Raw genomic sequence first — 16,714 nt, 5'->3', positions numbered from 1 at the left:
AAGGGCTGTAAAATTAACTAATATTGATTTAGCGTTAATTTTATAGCTTTTTTTATTCGAATTTCTCATTATATTTGCAAAAATCTGATTGTTTGTTAGATGAGTGAACGAAGAAAATTAATTGTTTTTTCCATTGTGTTTTGGGTTGCGGTAAACTTTGCAAGTTTATCGATGTTTAGTGAAGAGGTAAGTAGATGGGTTCGTTTTATTGGTACCGCTTTCTTTTTTATTACCGCAACTTTACATAAACCCTTCTCCTGGAAGTTATTTTTTATTTTTCTATTGTTTTCGATCTGTGATTTCTCCCTTATTTATTTTGAAAATCCCATTTTTAACGCCCTAACATTTATTAGTAGAGGAGCTGCATTTGTTATTGTAGGAAGTATTGGTGCTAAAAGATTAAAGCGGTTAAAAATCACTGGTTTAGAATTTTTTATAGGTACAATTCTGGTAGCGATAAATCTTGTTCTGCTTTTCGAGTTAGAAAATATGATCTCTTTAAAACACGCTGAAGAATTATACAGTCCCGGTTTTTACGCTTTTGCCATTATTGCTATACTTACCACTATTATTGCTGTATCTTATAGTAATCGCTATAGTAATCTTAAGAGTATTTTTTATATGTGCGCCGTGCTTTGGATGATTTTTTCAGACATGACCTATTTTATCGGGTATTATCTTGATTTTCCCGAATTCTACTACGCAGATCATGCGTTTAATATTCTGGGATCTGGTTTCTTAATGCTCTATGCAGCAACCACAAATAAAAAAGAAAATTATATTGATATTGATGTGAAGATCTAACCCGGTAAATATCCCAGCTGAACAAGTTCTTTTGCTGAATGCACCAGTCTTGTTTGTTTATGCTGAAATAAATAAATATCGTCTGAAACATCTAATATCACCTCGTAGCGATGATCTGTTATTATAATCGCTTTTTGTTGTTTTTCTTTCTGAATAATTTCTGAAAATTTTTCGATCATTAAAGGAGAAAGCTGTGCAAAAGGTTCGTCTAAAAGAACAATATCTACATTTCTTTTTAAGACCAGGTAGATTTCGATAATTCGTTGCTGCCCGCCAGATAATTCCCGTACTTTCTGATGTTTTACTGAATTCATTTCAGAAAAAACACTGCTAAAATCACCAAAATCGATATTATATAGTTTAAAAGCCTTCTCTACTAAAATAGTGGGCGGAAGCAAAGGAAACTGCGGAAGCATGGCGACTCTTCCGGTTTTGTAAAAGCGCTTCAGGATAGGTTTTTTATCTATGCGGAGTAGTTTATATTTCGGTTTTAAGGTTCCGAAGAGAATTTTTAAAAGGCTACTTTTTCCACTACCGTTTCTACCTAATAATCCGGTTACTTTCCCGGTTTCAGCCTTTACATAAGCCGCTTTAAGAATAGCTTGATCATCAAAATACAACTCGACATTATCAATTTCAAAGATCATATTAGAAAGTTTATGGTGGCACAAAGGCTAAGAAGAAAAATATCGGCCAAAATGGCTAAACTGAATAATTGCAATCGGCTAAAACCAAGATTGTAATAAAACACGAGCTCTTTTTTTGCAGAGATGAATCGGTAGAAAAGATAAATGATAAAAGCGATAAATAATTTATCTAAAACAATTACAAAAATCGGACTACCAATGGAAAATATCAGCAGATTAATTAAAAGTGAAGGAACCAAAAATTTGCGGTAAAATTGAAAAAACACAGCAAAAGTCTTAGGCATATTTTGAGATTTTGATTGATGTTTTAAATTAAAAGCCTTAAAAAGCTAATTTTATTATGATTAGCACTAAAATAAAGAAAACGAACAGGTAAAGTTTAGAGAAGATAAAAATTCAGTCAAATTATTGTAAATTTGCTATCTAAATTCTTAAGAATTGTATGTTAGAGAAGCTTAATATCGTTAAACAACGTTTTGATGAAGTGAATGATCTTATTATCCAGCCGGATATTATTGCCGATCAGAAACGTTACGTTGAACTTAATAAAGAATATAAAGATCTTAGAGCGCTTATGGACGAGCGTGAAAGATATATAGAACTTACCGATAATCTTAAAGAAGCTGAAGAAATAATTTCTGATGGAAGCGATCCTGAAATGACCGAGATGGCAAAACTTCAGCAGGAAGAAGCGAAGGAAGAATTACCAGCTCTTGAAGAAAAGATACGAATGATGTTAGTGCCTAAAGATCCTGAAGATGCTAAGAACGTCGTGATGGAAATTCGTGCAGGTACCGGTGGTGATGAAGCAAGTATTTTTGCCGGGGATCTTTACAGAATGTACACCAAATATGTAGAAAGTAAAGGTTGGAGTCACAATATCGTCGATTTTAGCGAAGGAACCAGTGGCGGATTTAAAGAGATGATCTTTGAAGTTTCTGGAGAAGATGTTTATGGTACCATGAAGTTTGAAGCTGGTGTTCACCGTGTACAACGTGTGCCGCAAACCGAAACTCAGGGTCGTGTGCATACCTCTGCAGCAACAGTTATGGTATTGCCAGAAGCTGAAGAATTTGATGTAGAGATCGATCCAAAAGATGTGCGTATCGATTATTTCTGTTCATCGGGTCCTGGTGGGCAGTCGGTTAACACAACCTATTCTGCCGTGCGTTTAACTCACGAACCTACAGGTTTGGTAGCACAATGTCAGGATCAAAAATCGCAGCACAAAAACAGGGAGAAAGCCTTTAGGGTTTTACGTTCGCGTTTATATGAAATGGAGCTTGCCAAGAAAATGGAAGCCGATGCTGCTAAGCGAAATTCGATGGTTTCGAGTGGTGATCGTAGTGCAAAAATTAGAACTTACAACTATCCACAAGGGCGTGTAACAGATCACAGAATTAACCTAACACTTTACGATCTATCCAATATCGTAAACGGAGATATTCAAAAAATTATTGACGAGCTAAGATTGGTAGAAAATACTGAGAAGCTTAAAGAGAATTCAGATATATTTTAATATTCGGCGTTTTAGAATAAACTTTTAAATGCCATCTAAAAACTAAATATGACCACCCAGGAGTTAGTAGAGCAGATTAGAAAAAAGCAATCGTTTTTGTGTATAGGTTTAGATGTAGACCTTAAAAAAATTCCAACCTATCTACTTTCTGAGGAAGATCCAATATTTAGTTTTAATAAAGCAATTATAGACGCCACGCATCAATTTTGCGTGGCCTATAAACCTAATACGGCTTTTTATGAAGCATGTGGTTTAAAAGGCTGGGAAGCTTTACAAAAAACCATCGATTATCTTCACGATAACTATCCTGAAATTTACACTATTGCAGATGCTAAACGTGGCGATATTGGTAATACCTCTAAAATGTATGCGAAGACATTCCTAAAAGATATGGGCTTCGACTCGGTTACCGTAGCGCCTTATATGGGCAAAGATTCTGTAGAGCCTTTTTTAGAATTCGACGATAAACATACCATTTTACTGGCTTTAACTTCTAACGAAGGTGCTTTCGATTTTCAGACGTTGAAATCTGATGAGACTGAGATCTACAAAAAGGTTTTGGAAGTTTCTAAAAGCTGGGAGAATTCAGAAAATCTGATGTATGTGGTTGGTGCCACTAAAGCCGAATATCTTGCTGAGGTTCGTAAGATCGTTCCAGAAAGTTTTCTGCTTGTGCCCGGCGTTGGAGCACAAGGTGGTAAATTAGAAGATGTTTGTAAATACGGAATGACCAAAGATGTTGGCCTTTTGGTAAATAGCAGCCGTAAAATTATTTATGCTTCTACAAATAATAATTTTGCTGAAGTTGCCGCTGCAAAAGCTGAAATTCTACAGCAGCAAATGGCTGAAGAATTAGAGAAATTTAAATTTGAGCATTCGAATGAATTATAAGAGTACTGTCACCCTGAACTTGATTCAGGGTCTCATACTCAAAATTTTTTCTTGAATTTTATTAGATTCCGGATCAAGTCCGGAATGACAAAAATCTCATTGATTACAAATAACGTATAATCATCAATTCGAATAATATTTATGACAATTTTCGATCATTTAGGCCGAAAATTATTTCTTAGCGATACTCCAAAGCGCATTGTTTCTTTAGTTCCAAGCCAGACGGAGCTTTTAGTCGATCTTGGATTAAAAAATAGTATTTTAGGTATCACAAAATTTTGTGTACATCCAAAGCATCTTCGAAATGAAAAAACGGTAGTTGGCGGCACAAAAACTGTACATTTAGATAAGATCGAAGATTTAGCGCCAGATATTATATTGTGCAATAAGGAAGAAAATACCCAAGAAATGGTAGCCGAATTAGAGAAAATCGCCCCGGTTCATGTTTCAGAAGTTTCGAGTATTTCAGATTCGCTTCAGCTTATAAATGATTATGGTGAAATTTTTAATGTTGAGGAAAAGGCTTTAAAATTAGTTGATAGCATAGAGGAGAAGTTAGCGACTTTTTCCGAAGAAATTCAGCATAAGAAATGGAAAAGCTGTTTATATCTTATCTGGAAAGATCCTTACATGGCGGCAGGAAATGATACCTTTATCAACGAGCTTCTTAAACTAAATAAGTTCGAAAATAAAATTGCCGGAAATCGATATCCGGCAATGAATAGGGAACAATTGATTGAATATTCACCAGATGTGGTTTTATTATCTAGCGAGCCATTTCCGTTTAAACAAGAACACATTGAAGAATTTAAAAAGTTAGGACTTCATGCAGTTCTTGTAGATGGCGAATATTTTAGTTGGTATGGTTCAAGATTAGAAAAAGCGGTTAGTTATTTTAAAACCTTACATTAAAAAGTATTATTCTGTAGCCCAATTTTCAACTTCAGGATAATGCATACGTCTTAATTCTCGTAGTATCTTTTTAGCTTTCGCATTAATCTTATCACTACGTTCTTTGTCCACCAAGGCTAGTTTATAGGCCCTGTGCATTAGCTGTGTGTATTTCTCACACATGCATTCTTCTTTTGATCTTTGTTTGAATATTTTAAACATACTCCAGTCTTTCATCATCTATACTACAAAGATACAATGAGGTGTTTTTAAGATTTATTAAGCGGCAGTTAATGTTAATTTAAAGTTTGCGGATAAGCTTGATCAAATGTTAAAATATTTTTGATAATCTAATCCTGAAGCGAAAAAACTCTTTTTAATAGGCTAGTTGTTCTTGCAGAGATATCATTTCTAATATCCTTTTCTTCTACCGCGATCATTGTGTAAACTCCGCTTAAAGCTTCAGAGGTTACATAATCTGAAAGATCTGGATTTACATTATTAGTTAGTGGGATGCTATTATAGCGATCGATGATATTACTCCAAATCTGATTAGCACCAACTTTATCTAAAGAATTTGTAATAACAGGATTAAATTTATCGTAGAGTTGAGATTTAGTTTTACCAATTAGATATTGTGTAGCTGCATCATCCTGTCCCAATAAAATATTACGAGCATCGTTAAAGGTAATTTCTCTTACAGCACTTACGAAGATCGGTGTTGCTTCTTTAACGGCATCTTCTGCAGCGCGATTTAAAACCTTGAGTCCTTGGTCGGCTAAATTTCCTAATCCAACATCACGTAGGGTCTTATCGACCTTTTGTAATTCTGCCGGTAAAGTGATTTTTACTAATTCATTCTTAAAAAAGCCATCTTCCTGGGTGAGTTTTGTAACCTGTTTGTCGATTCCAAAATCCAGCGCCTGGCGTAATCCAGAGGCAATTTCAGTATTTGTAACACCGTAACTACCTTGTGGTAACTGGCTGGCAATATCCTGCAGTTCAGCACAAGAGCTTAAAGAGAAAATAACGAATAGGCAAAGTAACTTTTTCATGGAGCTTTTTTTCAAATATAAGATATCTCTAATACTTCTAGTATTATAAAAATTTATGAATAAATTAAAATTATCGATTTCTATTATTGAAACATCCTATTTACCTTTAAAAAATTGAAACTAAAGCTAGAATTATGTCTAAAGAGAAAAAATTAACCACTGCTTCCGGAAGACCTTTTGTAGAAAAGGAAGATTCGTTAAGCGTTGGTAGAAGAGGCCCGTTATTACTTGAAGATTATGTGCTTCATGAAACAATGGCTCATTTTAATAGAGAAAGAATTCCAGAGCGTGTGGTACATGCTAAAGGTTCTGGTGCCTTTGGTACGTTTACGGTGACAAATGATATTACTAAATATACAAGAGCAAAGATATTTTCTGAAGTTGGTAAGAAAACCGATATGCTGGCAAGATTCTCAACGGTAGGTGGAGAAAAAGGTTCGGCAGATTCAGATCGTGATCCACGTGGTTTTGCGCTTAAATTTTATACTGAAGATGGAAACTGGGATCTGGTAGGAAATAATACGCCGGTTTTCTTTATAAAAGATCCTAAGAAGTTTGGTGATTTTATTCATACTCAAAAACGCCACCCGTTTACGAATATGAAATCGCAAACCATGCGTTGGGATTACTGGTCACTAAATCCAGAGTCTTTACACCAGGTGCTTATCTTAATGAGTGATCGCGGTACGCCTTATGGTTTTCGTCATATGAATGGTTATGGATCGCACACTTTTTCTTTGATCAATGATAAAGATGAACGTTTTTACGTAAAATTTCATTTTAAAACAGATCAGGGAATCAAGAATTTCACCGATGAAGAATCAGTTAAGATGGCAGGTGAAAATCCAGATTTTGCACAGCAAGATTTATTAGAACATATTGAAAATGGGGAATTCCCAAGCTGGACATTAAAAATCCAGGTAATGCCAGAGGAGGATGCTAAAAGTTATAAATGGAATCCATTCGACCTTACCAAAGTTTGGCCTCACGACGATTATCCATTGATCGAAGTTGGAAAAATGGAATTGAATAAAAATGCTGATAACTATTTTGCTCAGATCGAGCAATCTGCATTTGCGCCGGCACATATTGTAGATGGTGTGGGATATTCTCCAGATAAAATGTTACAAGGACGTCTATTATCGTATCCAGATGCGCACCGTTATCGCCTTGGAGCAAATTATGAGCAAATTCCGGTAAACCGCTGTCCTTATATGGTAAATAATTATCAGCGGGACGGATTTATGCGTGTTGATGGAAATGGCGGGAGAAGTGAAAATTACTACCCAAATAGTTTCGACGATATTTCTGTGGATGAAAAATATAAGCTAAAAGCGCCAAGAGTTACATATGCTGAAGCCGATTGGTTTGATCGTAACGCTTCTGAAGCTGGAGACGATGATCATTACACACAACCGGGGAATTTATACCGAGTAATGAATGAAGAAGCTAAATCGAATCTGGTTTCTAATACCGTTGGATCGATGAGCCAGATCGAAGGAGAAAAGAAAGATGAAATAATCATGCGCCAGCTTTGCCACTGGTTTAGAGCAGATCCTGAACTTGGAGCAAGGATCGCAAGCGGATTAGGAGTTGAAATTAATATGGAAGAATTCGCTCGTTAATTATAGAATCTTGATGATACTGATGAATCCTTCAAATTAGAGATCCAGAATGAAAATAAAAAGCGCCCAAATTGGGCGCTTTTTTTATGTAAAGATGATCGTCTTATTATTAAAAACCATTGTTTTTCGTTGAATATGAAGTTTTATTCCGCGGCTAAAGACGATCTTTTCCAAATCTCGGCCTTTTAGAATTAGATCTTTGATAGAGTGCGAATGAGAAATTCTTGTAATATCCTGTTCGATAATGGGACCGGCATCCAATTCGGCGGTAACATAATGGCAGGTAGCGCCAATAATTTTTACTCCGCGTTTATAAGCCGAGTGATAAGGTTTTGCCCCGGCAAATGCCGGTAAAAATGAGTGGTGGATATTAATAATATTGTTAGGGTATTCGCTTATCATTTTATCTGAAATGATTTGCATATAGCGCGCCAATACAATAAAATCAACTTCAAATTCTTGCAAAAGCTCTAATTGCTTTGCTTCGGCTTCAACTTTAGTGTCTTTGGTAACGGGAACATGATAAAACGGAATCTCAAAAGCTTTGGCAATAGGTTCAAGGTCTTTATGGTTGCTAAGAATAAACGGAATTTCAACGCCTAATTCCCCAGCTTTATATCTTCCCAAAATATCATATAAACAGTGATCGTACTTAGAAACGAAAACGGCCATTTTTAAGACACGTTCTTCAGCAAAAAGCTTCCAGTCCATATTGTAGGTTTTGGCGATCTCTTTTTCAAAATCTGCTCTAACTTTTACAATATCAAATCCTGAAGAAAATTCATTTTCCAAACGCATAAAGAAAATACCATTTTCAGTATCCACATATTGGTCGATATAAACGATATTTCCATTTCTCTCGTGGAAAAAATTAGTAACCGTTGCGATAATCCCGCTTTTATCTTTACAATTGATCAGTAAAGTAACCTTCGCCATGTTTTTCAGTATTAATGCTTCAAAAATCAAAGCCTGATGAAGAATAAAATTAGTTTAATCACTTTAACTGAACCAACGAGAATTCAGATTTATGCTTTTTTCAGAATAATCAAAAATTATTTACAATTTTCGTAAATTGCCACTCATAATTTCACTCTTTATTGAAAATGGAACAACAGACTCCGTATTTACCTAAACATAAAATAAGAATTGTAACCGCAGCTTCCCTTTTTGATGGGCACGATGCTGCCATAAATATTATGCGTCGTATTATCCAGGCGACCGGGGTAGAGGTGATTCATCTTGGCCACGATCGTAGTGTAGAAGAGGTGGTGAACTGCGCGATACAGGAAGATGCTCATGCTATTGCGATGACCAGTTACCAGGGGGGGCATACCGAGTATTTTAAATATATGTACGATTTGCTTCAGGAAAAAAATGCCGGGCAAATTAAGATTTTTGGCGGTGGAGGCGGAGTAATTCTTCCTGAAGAGATTAAAGAACTACAGGAATACGGGATAACCCGAATTTACGCTCCCGATGATGGAAGAGAGTTAGGTTTGCAGGGAATGATCAATGATTTGGTGAAAACGGTTGATGAGGAAGTGCCTTCGTTGCCAGAAAATACCAATGTTGAAGAAGACCTGAAATCGAAGAAAATAAATACGATTTCTCGCTTAATTTCTCTTGCTGAAAATAAGCATGATGAATTTAAAACGCATTTTGATGCCGTTCCAGAAACTGAAAAGAATATTCCTGTTTTAGGAATTACAGGAACTGGTGGTGCCGGTAAATCGAGTTTGGTAGATGAGTTGGTTCGACGTTTTTTAAGTGATTTCCCAGATAAACAAATAGGGATCGTATCTGTAGATCCTTCTAAAAAGAAAACGGGCGGCGCCTTGCTTGGCGATCGTATACGAATGAATGCGATAAATCATCCTCGAGTATACATGCGCTCGCTGGCTACGCGACAAAGTAATCTAGCTTTATCGAAATATGTACAGGAAGCTGTTGAGGTTTTGAAAAAGGCTGAATATGATCTTATTGTTTTAGAAACTTCTGGAATTGGACAATCTGATACCGAAATTATGGATCATTCAGATGTGTCTTTATATGTAATGACTCCGGAATTTGGTGCGGCAACTCAGTTAGAGAAGATCGATATGTTAGATTTTGCAGATCTGGTGGCGATCAATAAATTCGACAAACGTGGGGCGCAGGATGCTTTACGCGATGTGAAAAAACAATACCAAAGAAATCACCAATTATGGCATGAGGATGCTGAAAAACTTCCGGTTTTTGGTACGATCGCTTCACAATTTAATGATCCCGGTATGAATACATTGTATCGTAAGATCATGGATAAGATCGATGAGAAAACAGCTTCGAAATTAGAATCTACTTTTGAAGTGACTCGTGAAATGAGCGAGAAGATCTTTGTGATTCCGCCAAAACGAACTCGTTACCTTTCTGAAATTGCAGATAATAACCGCTCCTACAACGAAACAGCAATAAAGCAGGCCGATATTGCGCAAAAACTCTTCGGTATTTATAAAACCATACTGAGTGTTGCGAATATTTCCGAAGAAAAATATAGTGCGCATTTAGATAAAAACGGACTCGTACAGGAAGAATTTTTAGACGATCAGCAAACTGAAAATCACGAATTTTTAGGATTGCTTTTCAAAGAATTCGATCGTGTAAAAATGGATCTAGATCCTTATAACTGGGAAATTATCCTGGGTTGGCAGGAGAAAGTGAATAAATATAGCGAGCCTATTTATTCATTTAAAGTTCGTGATAAAGAAATTAAGATTGATACGCATACTGAGTCACTCTCGCATACGCAGATCCCTAAAGTTGCTTTGCCAAAATATTCGGCATGGGGTGATATTTTAAAATGGAGTCTTCAGGAAAATGTGCCGGGAGAATTTCCTTATACTTCAGGATTGTATCCGTTTAAAAGACAAGGTGAAGATCCAACCCGAATGTTTGCAGGTGAAGGTGGGCCAGAGCGAACCAATAGAAGATTTCATTATGTTAGTTTAGGTTTGCCGGCCAAGCGTTTATCTACCGCTTTCGATTCGGTTACCCTTTATGGTAACGATCCTGATCATCGTCCCGATATTTATGGGAAAATAGGTAATGCCGGAGTTTCAATATGCTGTTTAGATGATGCTAAGAAATTATATTCTGGTTTCGATTTGGCGCACCCGTACACTTCAGTGAGTATGACGATTAATGGGCCAGCGCCTATGCTGCTTGGATTTTTTATGAATGCAGCGATCGATCAGCAATGTGAGAAATATATAAAGGAGCATGCTTTAGAAGATAAAGTTGAAGCAAAATTAAAAGAGCTTTACGACGGTAATAATATCGAGCGACCAAGCTATAAAGGAGAACTTCCTGAAGGGAATGATGGTTTAGGCTTAATGCTGTTAGGTTTAACCGGAGACCAGATTCTTCCGCAGGAAACCTATCAGGAAATTAAGATCAATACCCTGGCATCGGTTCGTGGAACAGTACAAGCCGATATTTTAAAAGAAGACCAGGCGCAAAATACCTGTATTTTCTCTACGGAATATGCCTTACGTTTAATGGGAGATGTTCAGGAATATTTTATCAAAGAGAAAGTTAGGAACTTTTATTCAGTTTCAATTTCAGGATATCATATTGCTGAAGCCGGGGCGAATCCAATCACGCAGTTAGCATTTACCTTAGCGAATGGTTTCACATACGTGGAATATTACTTAAGCCGCGGAATGGATATCAATAAATTTGGACCTAATTTATCGTTCTTCTTCAGTAATGGTGTAGATCCAGAATATGCTGTGATTGGTCGCGTTGCAAGAAAAATTTGGTCTAAAGCTTTAAAAAATAAGTACGAAGCGAATCCAAGAGCGCAAATGCTGAAGTATCATATACAGACTTCCGGACGTTCTTTGCATGCGCAGGAAATCGATTTTAATGATATAAGAACGACGCTTCAGGCATTATACGCAATCTACGACAACTGTAATTCGTTACACACAAATGCTTACGATGAGGCAATTACTACGCCAACCGAAGCTTCGGTAAGACGTGCTATGGCGATTCAGCTTATTATCAATAAGGAACTTGGTTTAGCGAAAAATGAAAATCCAATTCAGGGTTCATTTATTATTGAAGAACTAACCGATTTGGTCGAGGAAGCTGTTTATGCCGAATTTGATAGAATTACCGAAAGAGGCGGAGTGCTTGGTGCAATGGAAACGATGTATCAACGAGGGCAAATTCAGGAAGAAAGTCTGTATTACGAAACGCTTAAGCATAATGGTGATTTTCCAATTATCGGGGTAAATACCTTCTTAAGTTCTACAGGCTCTCCAACAGTTACTCCGGGTGAAGTAATAAGAGCGACAGAGGATGAAAAGCAGAACCAGATTAAAACTTTAGAAACGCTGCATACCGCAAAAGAGACCAAAGCAGAAGAAGCTTTAGAAGCGATCAAAAAAGCGGCAGTGCAAAATGAAAATATTTTTGAAGTTCTTATGGAAGCAACCAAAGTTTGTAGTCTAGGACAAATAACCAACGCGATGTTCGAAGTTGGTGGCCAATACCGAAGAAATATGTAAGGCATTTGAAATTAAAATAGTGTATTTGAAATTGAAGTAAATACATTGAAAATCAACAGTAAAAATCATCTTTTTTCGCCATAGAAAAAAGATGATTTTTTTGTTTGTAAATCGATAATTCCAATCTAATTTTGCCGGCTTTTTAAAATGAGTTTTCAGTATAATTTTTAAAGGATCTGGCAGTCATGGAAAACGTTTGGTTATTTGCGATTGCGGTTTTTACCGGTTTTTTTGCAATAAATAGTCCTATAGGAAATATTCCTGTTTTTATTAGTCTAACAAAACAGGCCGATCGTAAAACCCGAAAGAATATTTCGAAAAAGGCGACTTTTACCGCCTTTATTATAGTTTCTGGTTTCGTGATCTTAGGTAAATATATCTTTAGCCTTTTTGGTTTAACGATTCCTGCCTTTAAAATTACTGGAGGTCTTCTTATATTTTTTGTTGGTTTCGAAATGATAAGAGCGCAGGAAGCCAGTATCGATAACCAAAGCGAAATTAACTTTAACGAAGGGATCTCTACCTCGCCATTAGCGATACCAATTCTTGCCGGGCCTGGTTCTATCGTTACCGCGATGAACTATACGACCAATGCCGGTTATTTAGAGTTATTGGTGATCCTGGTAATGTTTGGGCTAATAATGTGGTTAAATCACCTGGCGTTTATCTCTAGTGATTACCTGGTTAGATTTATTGGGCAAAACAAGATCGTAGTGATCGAGAAGATCATGGGATTGATCATTGCCATTATTGGAACCAATATGTTGATCCAGGGGATAAAATTAGCTTTTTTTACTGAAGATTTTCAGCTTTAGTTCTTTTGGTTTTGGTGTAACCAATCTGAAATTAAGTGCTCAAAATGATGAATTTCACGACGAAGTAAATCTAGAAACTCGGTTTCTTTGATTCCGGTGATCTCAATATTGCGGCAATTAGATTTAATTCTTTTTGCCGCTTTTCGTATTTTTTCAATACGTTTAAGCTGAATTTCTTTTGAGCGAGCGGTTACCACTCCTGCAATTCCCGGGGCGAGCTGTAAACTTTCGGTTACCAGGCGTCCTGCGTAGTTATGCGCAGGTACAGTAGAAAGATCCATTTCAAGAACATTTCTATTGTCAGAGAAATAAGATGAAACAGCACTCGAAATTTTAAAGATTTCTAATGCTTTTTTATAAACTGGCAACTGATAGGCTTTCATAATGGGGAATTTCTTTTATAAAATTACCTAGAATTAACTCAAGTTATATTTAAAAATTAAGGCTAATCTGTAAATTTGGTTTAATTATTAAATATATTTGAAGTATTTACTTTAAATATGAATGTAGATAAATTGAACTGGGCGATATTAGAATCTTTACAGGAAAACGCCCGACTTTCCTTCTCTGAAATTGGCCGAAAAGTAGGTTTAAGTTCTCCGGCAGTGGCAGAGCGTGTTAAGAAAATGGAAGATGCCGGCATCATTAAAGGATACAAGACCGAAGTGTCTTATCAAAAAACAGGACATCACTTAAAAGCGATCATCACTTTGCGTGCTTTTATGGGGCGTTTAAAACCCTTCCTTGAAAAGGTTACCGAATTTAAAGAAGTGATCAATTGCTATAGAATTACCGGAAACGAAAATATTATCATGGAAGTTATTTTTCAGGATCAGGGACATTTAGAGGTTTTTATTGATAAGCTAATCACTTATGGCGAAACAAAAACACATATCATTTTATCGAATGTGATTGAACACGCCCCGGTACGGAATCGAAAAACTACTTAATTCCGCTTACCAAATACATCAAAGAACCACCTGCGGCGTGATATTGTTCACGTTGCACAGCACCCATAATATGATCTGAACGAGTATCGTATTTTTCCTGATATTCGAAATAAAACGGCATATACTCTTCGCCTGCGGCGTTGAAGTAATCGATATCTTTACGAGTTTCAGATTTCCAGGCGCTTCCCTGCATCCATTGCTTAAGCGTTGCTATTTGCTCTTTATTATCATAAGGTGGATACATTGCAATCGCTTTATCTGAAAGTCTCACCTGAATATCTTTAAGTGATTCTGAAGCAAACCATCCCGGTAAAAGATCTCCCAGCGAATTATCACCCTCGCCAAGTTTCTTTTTCCCTTTTTCGATAATTAAGCGATACTTTATATGATCTAATGTTTCTTCGATACTATCGTTCTGAGAAATAGAATTTTTAGTAAGTGTTTGTACGATATTGTTAGGTTCCACACAAAGTAAAAGTCCGTTTGGTTTAAGCACTCTCGTCATTTCCTCTAGTGCTTTCTTCGGATTTTTAAGATGAATTAAAACCGTTTGGCAGGTTACAAAATCGAAAGTTTCATTTTCAAAAGGAATATTCTCAGCATCACCATATTTTAAACTGAAGTCGATTTTAGATAATTTGAAGTGATGTTCTAATTCTGCATTACTTTCAAACCAATTTTCATCATTATCGATGGCAGTTATTTTAGAGTCATGAGCTAAGTAAGGAGCCAGTGTTTTTGTCCAGTGACCTTGCCCGCAACCTACATCTAACATGTTAGAATAGCGATGAAGTTCTAAACGTTCTGCTGTAAGATCCAGAAAACCTTTATTCCACCAAAAGTCGCGATATGATCCAAAATAATTATGAGAATGTCCTTTTTGCAATGCTGTAAATTTAGTTTGCCAAAGATACTTTAGTCTTAGAGTTCTAACAAGTGTAAAATTTTACTAAAAACCAGAACCTAAAACGCCGAAAATTAACAGATATTAAAATATACACACCTCTTAGTTAAATTTAGGTAAATTGGATTTTCTTTAATAAAATTATTAGTGATCTGGTCGTATCTTTGAAAAAAAAGAAAAAGATTATGAAGAAGTATACAGTGTTGTTCTTAGTTTTAGCAGTAATTACCGGTCTAGTTGGGTTTACAGGATTGCGTTTTGCTGGTATTGAAGTGATTCGTGTAGCGTGTCTTATAACAGCAGACCTGTTTATTATTTCTTTAATGGCTAAGTTTTTCTTCCCAGAAAAGAAACTAAGACTACAGAGAATAAAAAGGGAATAGAATTTGCATATGCAAAGGATTTAAGCTTTCACGTAAGTGAAGGCTTTTTTTATGCTTTCAATTTAAAAACAAAGTATATTTACTAGATAATCGAGAATAAATATTTTGAGGCTTGCCGTGCGGTAGTTTACTAAAAAGAGACAAGTTTTAATTTGCTCCTTAGTTATGAGGATATATTAAATTTTCGTGATACTAAAAAAATTGAATACACCTATGTATAAACAAACTCTTATCTGCTTTTTTGCATTGCTATGCTCTTCAGTTGTTTTAGCTCAGGAAATAAGATTGCAAAAAGGTAATGTAACCGATAATGTAAGAATTAGCGATTCTACAGATGCAACTTATGCAGTATATCTTCCGCAGTCATATAATATGAAGAAACCAGCTCCTGTCATTTTTGTATTAGATCCAGACGGGAACGGAAGAGAAGCGGTACAACTGTTTAGGCAAACTGCAGAAGATCAAAATTATGTGATTGCCGCGAGCAATCAGAAAATTGAAAGCGATTCTTTACAAGATGATATTTTAAAATCAGTTCAGTTTATGAATGGTTTTTATCGAACCATTAAAGTAGATCCTAATTTATTGTATATCGCCGGTATCAATAAGGGAGCCGAAATCGCTTCAGCTTTGCCGCTTATCAATGAAAGGGTATCTGGCGTTTTAGCGATCAATAAAACCTGGATAAACGGAAAATTTATCGAAAACCGAAAGAAACCTTATGTTTTTTCAGCAATAATGGGAACAAGGGATTATTCAAGATTTGGGATGCTCGATGTTGTAGATTACCTGTACGGTGAAGATTTTCCTACTGAAATAAATTATTACGAGGGAGGGCCAAAATCCTGGCCAGATACCTTCACATTGAACAATGCTGTATCAAAATTTACTCTTGAAGCTATGCAAAATGGGGAAAGACCAAAAAATGATACGATCATCAATACGGTTTTTCAGAATGAAATTAAGACTATTAAGGTTTTAGCGAGAAACGGTTCTTATTATATTGCATTTCTACAGGTGAAAAAAGCTGAAGATAAATTTGATGATTTTGATCGTTTTGATGACCAGTTAAAAGAATTAAAACGAAGTATTAGAAGGAATAGAGAATTTAAACAGCAGCGTAGAAAATGGTATGATGTAAAAGAGGAGGAAGCTTTTCAAAAAGAAGATTATGCACATTTCCTGGAAATGGATATTTTTACTACCAATTTTGAAAACATTGGCTGGTGGGCAGAGCAGGTAGATAATTTAAATGCGGGGCAGCAACAAAAAAATCTTATTGAAAGAAATATGGCTTATCGTCTGGAAGGTTACTTAAAGGATCTTGTAGATGGAAATTATAAAAATGTAATGGCCTCTAATGCTGCTATCGACGCAAAGGTCTTTGTTTCGATCTTAAAAACCATTACAGATAAAGAGGCTCCAGAAGGTTATTTGAGTATTATCGAGCTTGCAGGTCACGATGGTGATGCTGAAACTGCCATGTTATACCTTGAAGATTTGCTGAAGACCGGTTATAAAGATTTTGAAAAAATATATGGTTTAGAAGGTATTTTGGACCTGCAAATGAGTACCGAGTTTAACCTGCTCATTGAAGAATACGGTGGGGAAGCAAAATATATTATTTTTGATTCTGAAAAAGATACTGAAGAAGCAGAAGCTACACAAACCAATTAGTAT

General features: G+C 36.0%; 16 protein-coding genes. 10 read left to right on the top strand and 6 right to left on the bottom strand.

Annotated elements, in window-relative coordinates:
- Positions 1–99: 99 nt before the first annotated feature.
- Positions 100–804 carry a hypothetical protein gene (locus INR75_RS18330; RefSeq protein WP_223089952.1) on the top strand — a complete coding sequence of 235 codons (705 nt, stop codon included), beginning with the start codon at positions 100–102 and terminating at the stop codon, positions 802–804.
- On the opposite strand, the gene INR75_RS18325 is transcribed toward INR75_RS18330, so the two are convergent.
- Positions 801–1,451 (bottom strand): ATP-binding cassette domain-containing protein, encoded by a 651-nt coding sequence (locus tag INR75_RS18325; protein WP_223089951.1) that lies wholly within the window; start codon positions 1,449–1,451, stop codon positions 801–803. The genes INR75_RS18330 and INR75_RS18325 overlap by 4 nt on opposite strands.
- Positions 1,452–1,893: 442 nt before the next feature.
- Between INR75_RS18325 and prfA the strand changes: the two genes are divergently transcribed.
- From prfA to INR75_RS18310, 3 genes are all read left to right on the top strand, one after another.
- Positions 1,894–2,970 (top strand): peptide chain release factor 1, encoded by a 1,077-nt coding sequence (prfA, locus tag INR75_RS18320; protein WP_084842620.1) that lies wholly within the window; start codon positions 1,894–1,896, stop codon positions 2,968–2,970.
- A gap of 48 nt (positions 2,971–3,018) precedes the next feature.
- On the top strand, positions 3,019–3,861 hold the full coding sequence (pyrF, locus tag INR75_RS18315) for an orotidine-5'-phosphate decarboxylase (protein ID WP_223089950.1): 843 nt from the start codon (positions 3,019–3,021) through the stop codon (positions 3,859–3,861).
- A 141-nt stretch (positions 3,862–4,002) separates the two neighbouring features.
- On the top strand, positions 4,003–4,773 hold the full coding sequence (locus INR75_RS18310) for an ABC transporter substrate-binding protein (RefSeq protein WP_223089949.1): 771 nt from the start codon (positions 4,003–4,005) through the stop codon (positions 4,771–4,773).
- Between the two features lie 6 nt (positions 4,774–4,779).
- Here INR75_RS18310 and INR75_RS18305 read toward each other — a convergent pair whose 3' ends face one another.
- Both INR75_RS18305 and INR75_RS18300 read right to left on the bottom strand, forming a co-directional pair.
- Positions 4,780–4,974, bottom strand: coding sequence for a Lacal_2735 family protein (locus INR75_RS18305; protein ID WP_223091976.1), 195 nt, complete (start codon positions 4,972–4,974; stop codon positions 4,780–4,782).
- A 128-nt stretch (positions 4,975–5,102) separates the two neighbouring features.
- Positions 5,103–5,807 (bottom strand): DUF4197 domain-containing protein, encoded by a 705-nt coding sequence (locus INR75_RS18300; protein WP_223089948.1) that lies wholly within the window; start codon positions 5,805–5,807, stop codon positions 5,103–5,105.
- Between the two features lie 134 nt (positions 5,808–5,941).
- Here INR75_RS18300 and INR75_RS18295 point away from each other — a divergent pair, with 134 nt between their 5' ends.
- Complete coding sequence (locus INR75_RS18295) at positions 5,942–7,432, top strand: catalase (RefSeq protein WP_223089947.1); 1,491 nt, start codon at positions 5,942–5,944, stop codon at positions 7,430–7,432.
- An 84-nt stretch (positions 7,433–7,516) separates the two neighbouring features.
- Here INR75_RS18295 and purU read toward each other — a convergent pair whose 3' ends face one another.
- Positions 7,517–8,368, bottom strand: a complete 852-nt coding sequence (gene purU, locus INR75_RS18290; RefSeq protein ID WP_223089946.1) for a formyltetrahydrofolate deformylase — start codon at positions 8,366–8,368, stop codon at positions 7,517–7,519.
- Positions 8,369–8,535: 167 nt separating this feature from the next.
- Between purU and INR75_RS18285 the strand changes: the two genes are divergently transcribed.
- Both INR75_RS18285 and INR75_RS18280 read left to right on the top strand, forming a co-directional pair.
- On the top strand, positions 8,536–11,982 hold the full coding sequence (locus INR75_RS18285; RefSeq protein ID WP_223089945.1) for a methylmalonyl-CoA mutase family protein: 3,447 nt from the start codon (positions 8,536–8,538) through the stop codon (positions 11,980–11,982).
- Between the two features lie 185 nt (positions 11,983–12,167).
- Positions 12,168–12,797, top strand: coding sequence for a MarC family protein (locus tag INR75_RS18280; protein WP_092541646.1), 630 nt, complete (start codon positions 12,168–12,170; stop codon positions 12,795–12,797).
- Here the strand turns inward: INR75_RS18280 and INR75_RS18275 are convergent.
- A complete protein-coding gene (locus INR75_RS18275) occupies positions 12,794–13,180 on the bottom strand; it encodes a hypothetical protein (RefSeq protein WP_223089944.1) in 387 nt (128 codons plus the stop codon). The genes INR75_RS18280 and INR75_RS18275 overlap by 4 nt on opposite strands.
- Positions 13,181–13,297: 117 nt before the next feature.
- Here INR75_RS18275 and INR75_RS18270 point away from each other — a divergent pair, with 117 nt between their 5' ends.
- Complete coding sequence (locus INR75_RS18270; RefSeq protein ID WP_092541650.1) at positions 13,298–13,747, top strand: Lrp/AsnC family transcriptional regulator; 450 nt, start codon at positions 13,298–13,300, stop codon at positions 13,745–13,747.
- On the opposite strand, the gene INR75_RS18265 is transcribed toward INR75_RS18270, so the two are convergent.
- Positions 13,740–14,633 (bottom strand): class I SAM-dependent methyltransferase, encoded by an 894-nt coding sequence (locus tag INR75_RS18265; protein WP_223089943.1) that lies wholly within the window; start codon positions 14,631–14,633, stop codon positions 13,740–13,742. The genes INR75_RS18270 and INR75_RS18265 overlap by 8 nt on opposite strands.
- Positions 14,634–14,836: 203 nt before the next feature.
- On the opposite strand from INR75_RS18265, the gene INR75_RS18260 reads away from it, so the two are divergent.
- Entirely contained in the window at positions 14,837–15,034 is a 198-nt protein-coding gene (locus tag INR75_RS18260; RefSeq protein WP_092542313.1) for a DUF1328 domain-containing protein, read from the top strand.
- Between the two features lie 213 nt (positions 15,035–15,247).
- Positions 15,248–16,711 (top strand): hypothetical protein, encoded by a 1,464-nt coding sequence (locus INR75_RS18255; RefSeq protein ID WP_223089942.1) that lies wholly within the window; start codon positions 15,248–15,250, stop codon positions 16,709–16,711.
- Positions 16,712–16,714 lie beyond the last annotated feature (3 nt).

Origin of the sequence: Zunongwangia sp. SCSIO 43204 (assembly GCF_019904275.1) — a bacterium.
GTDB lineage: Bacteria > Bacteroidota > Bacteroidia > Flavobacteriales > Flavobacteriaceae > Zunongwangia > Zunongwangia mangrovi.
Note: the sequence above shows the minus strand (reverse complement) of the source record. Positions and strands in the feature narration are given on the sequence as shown.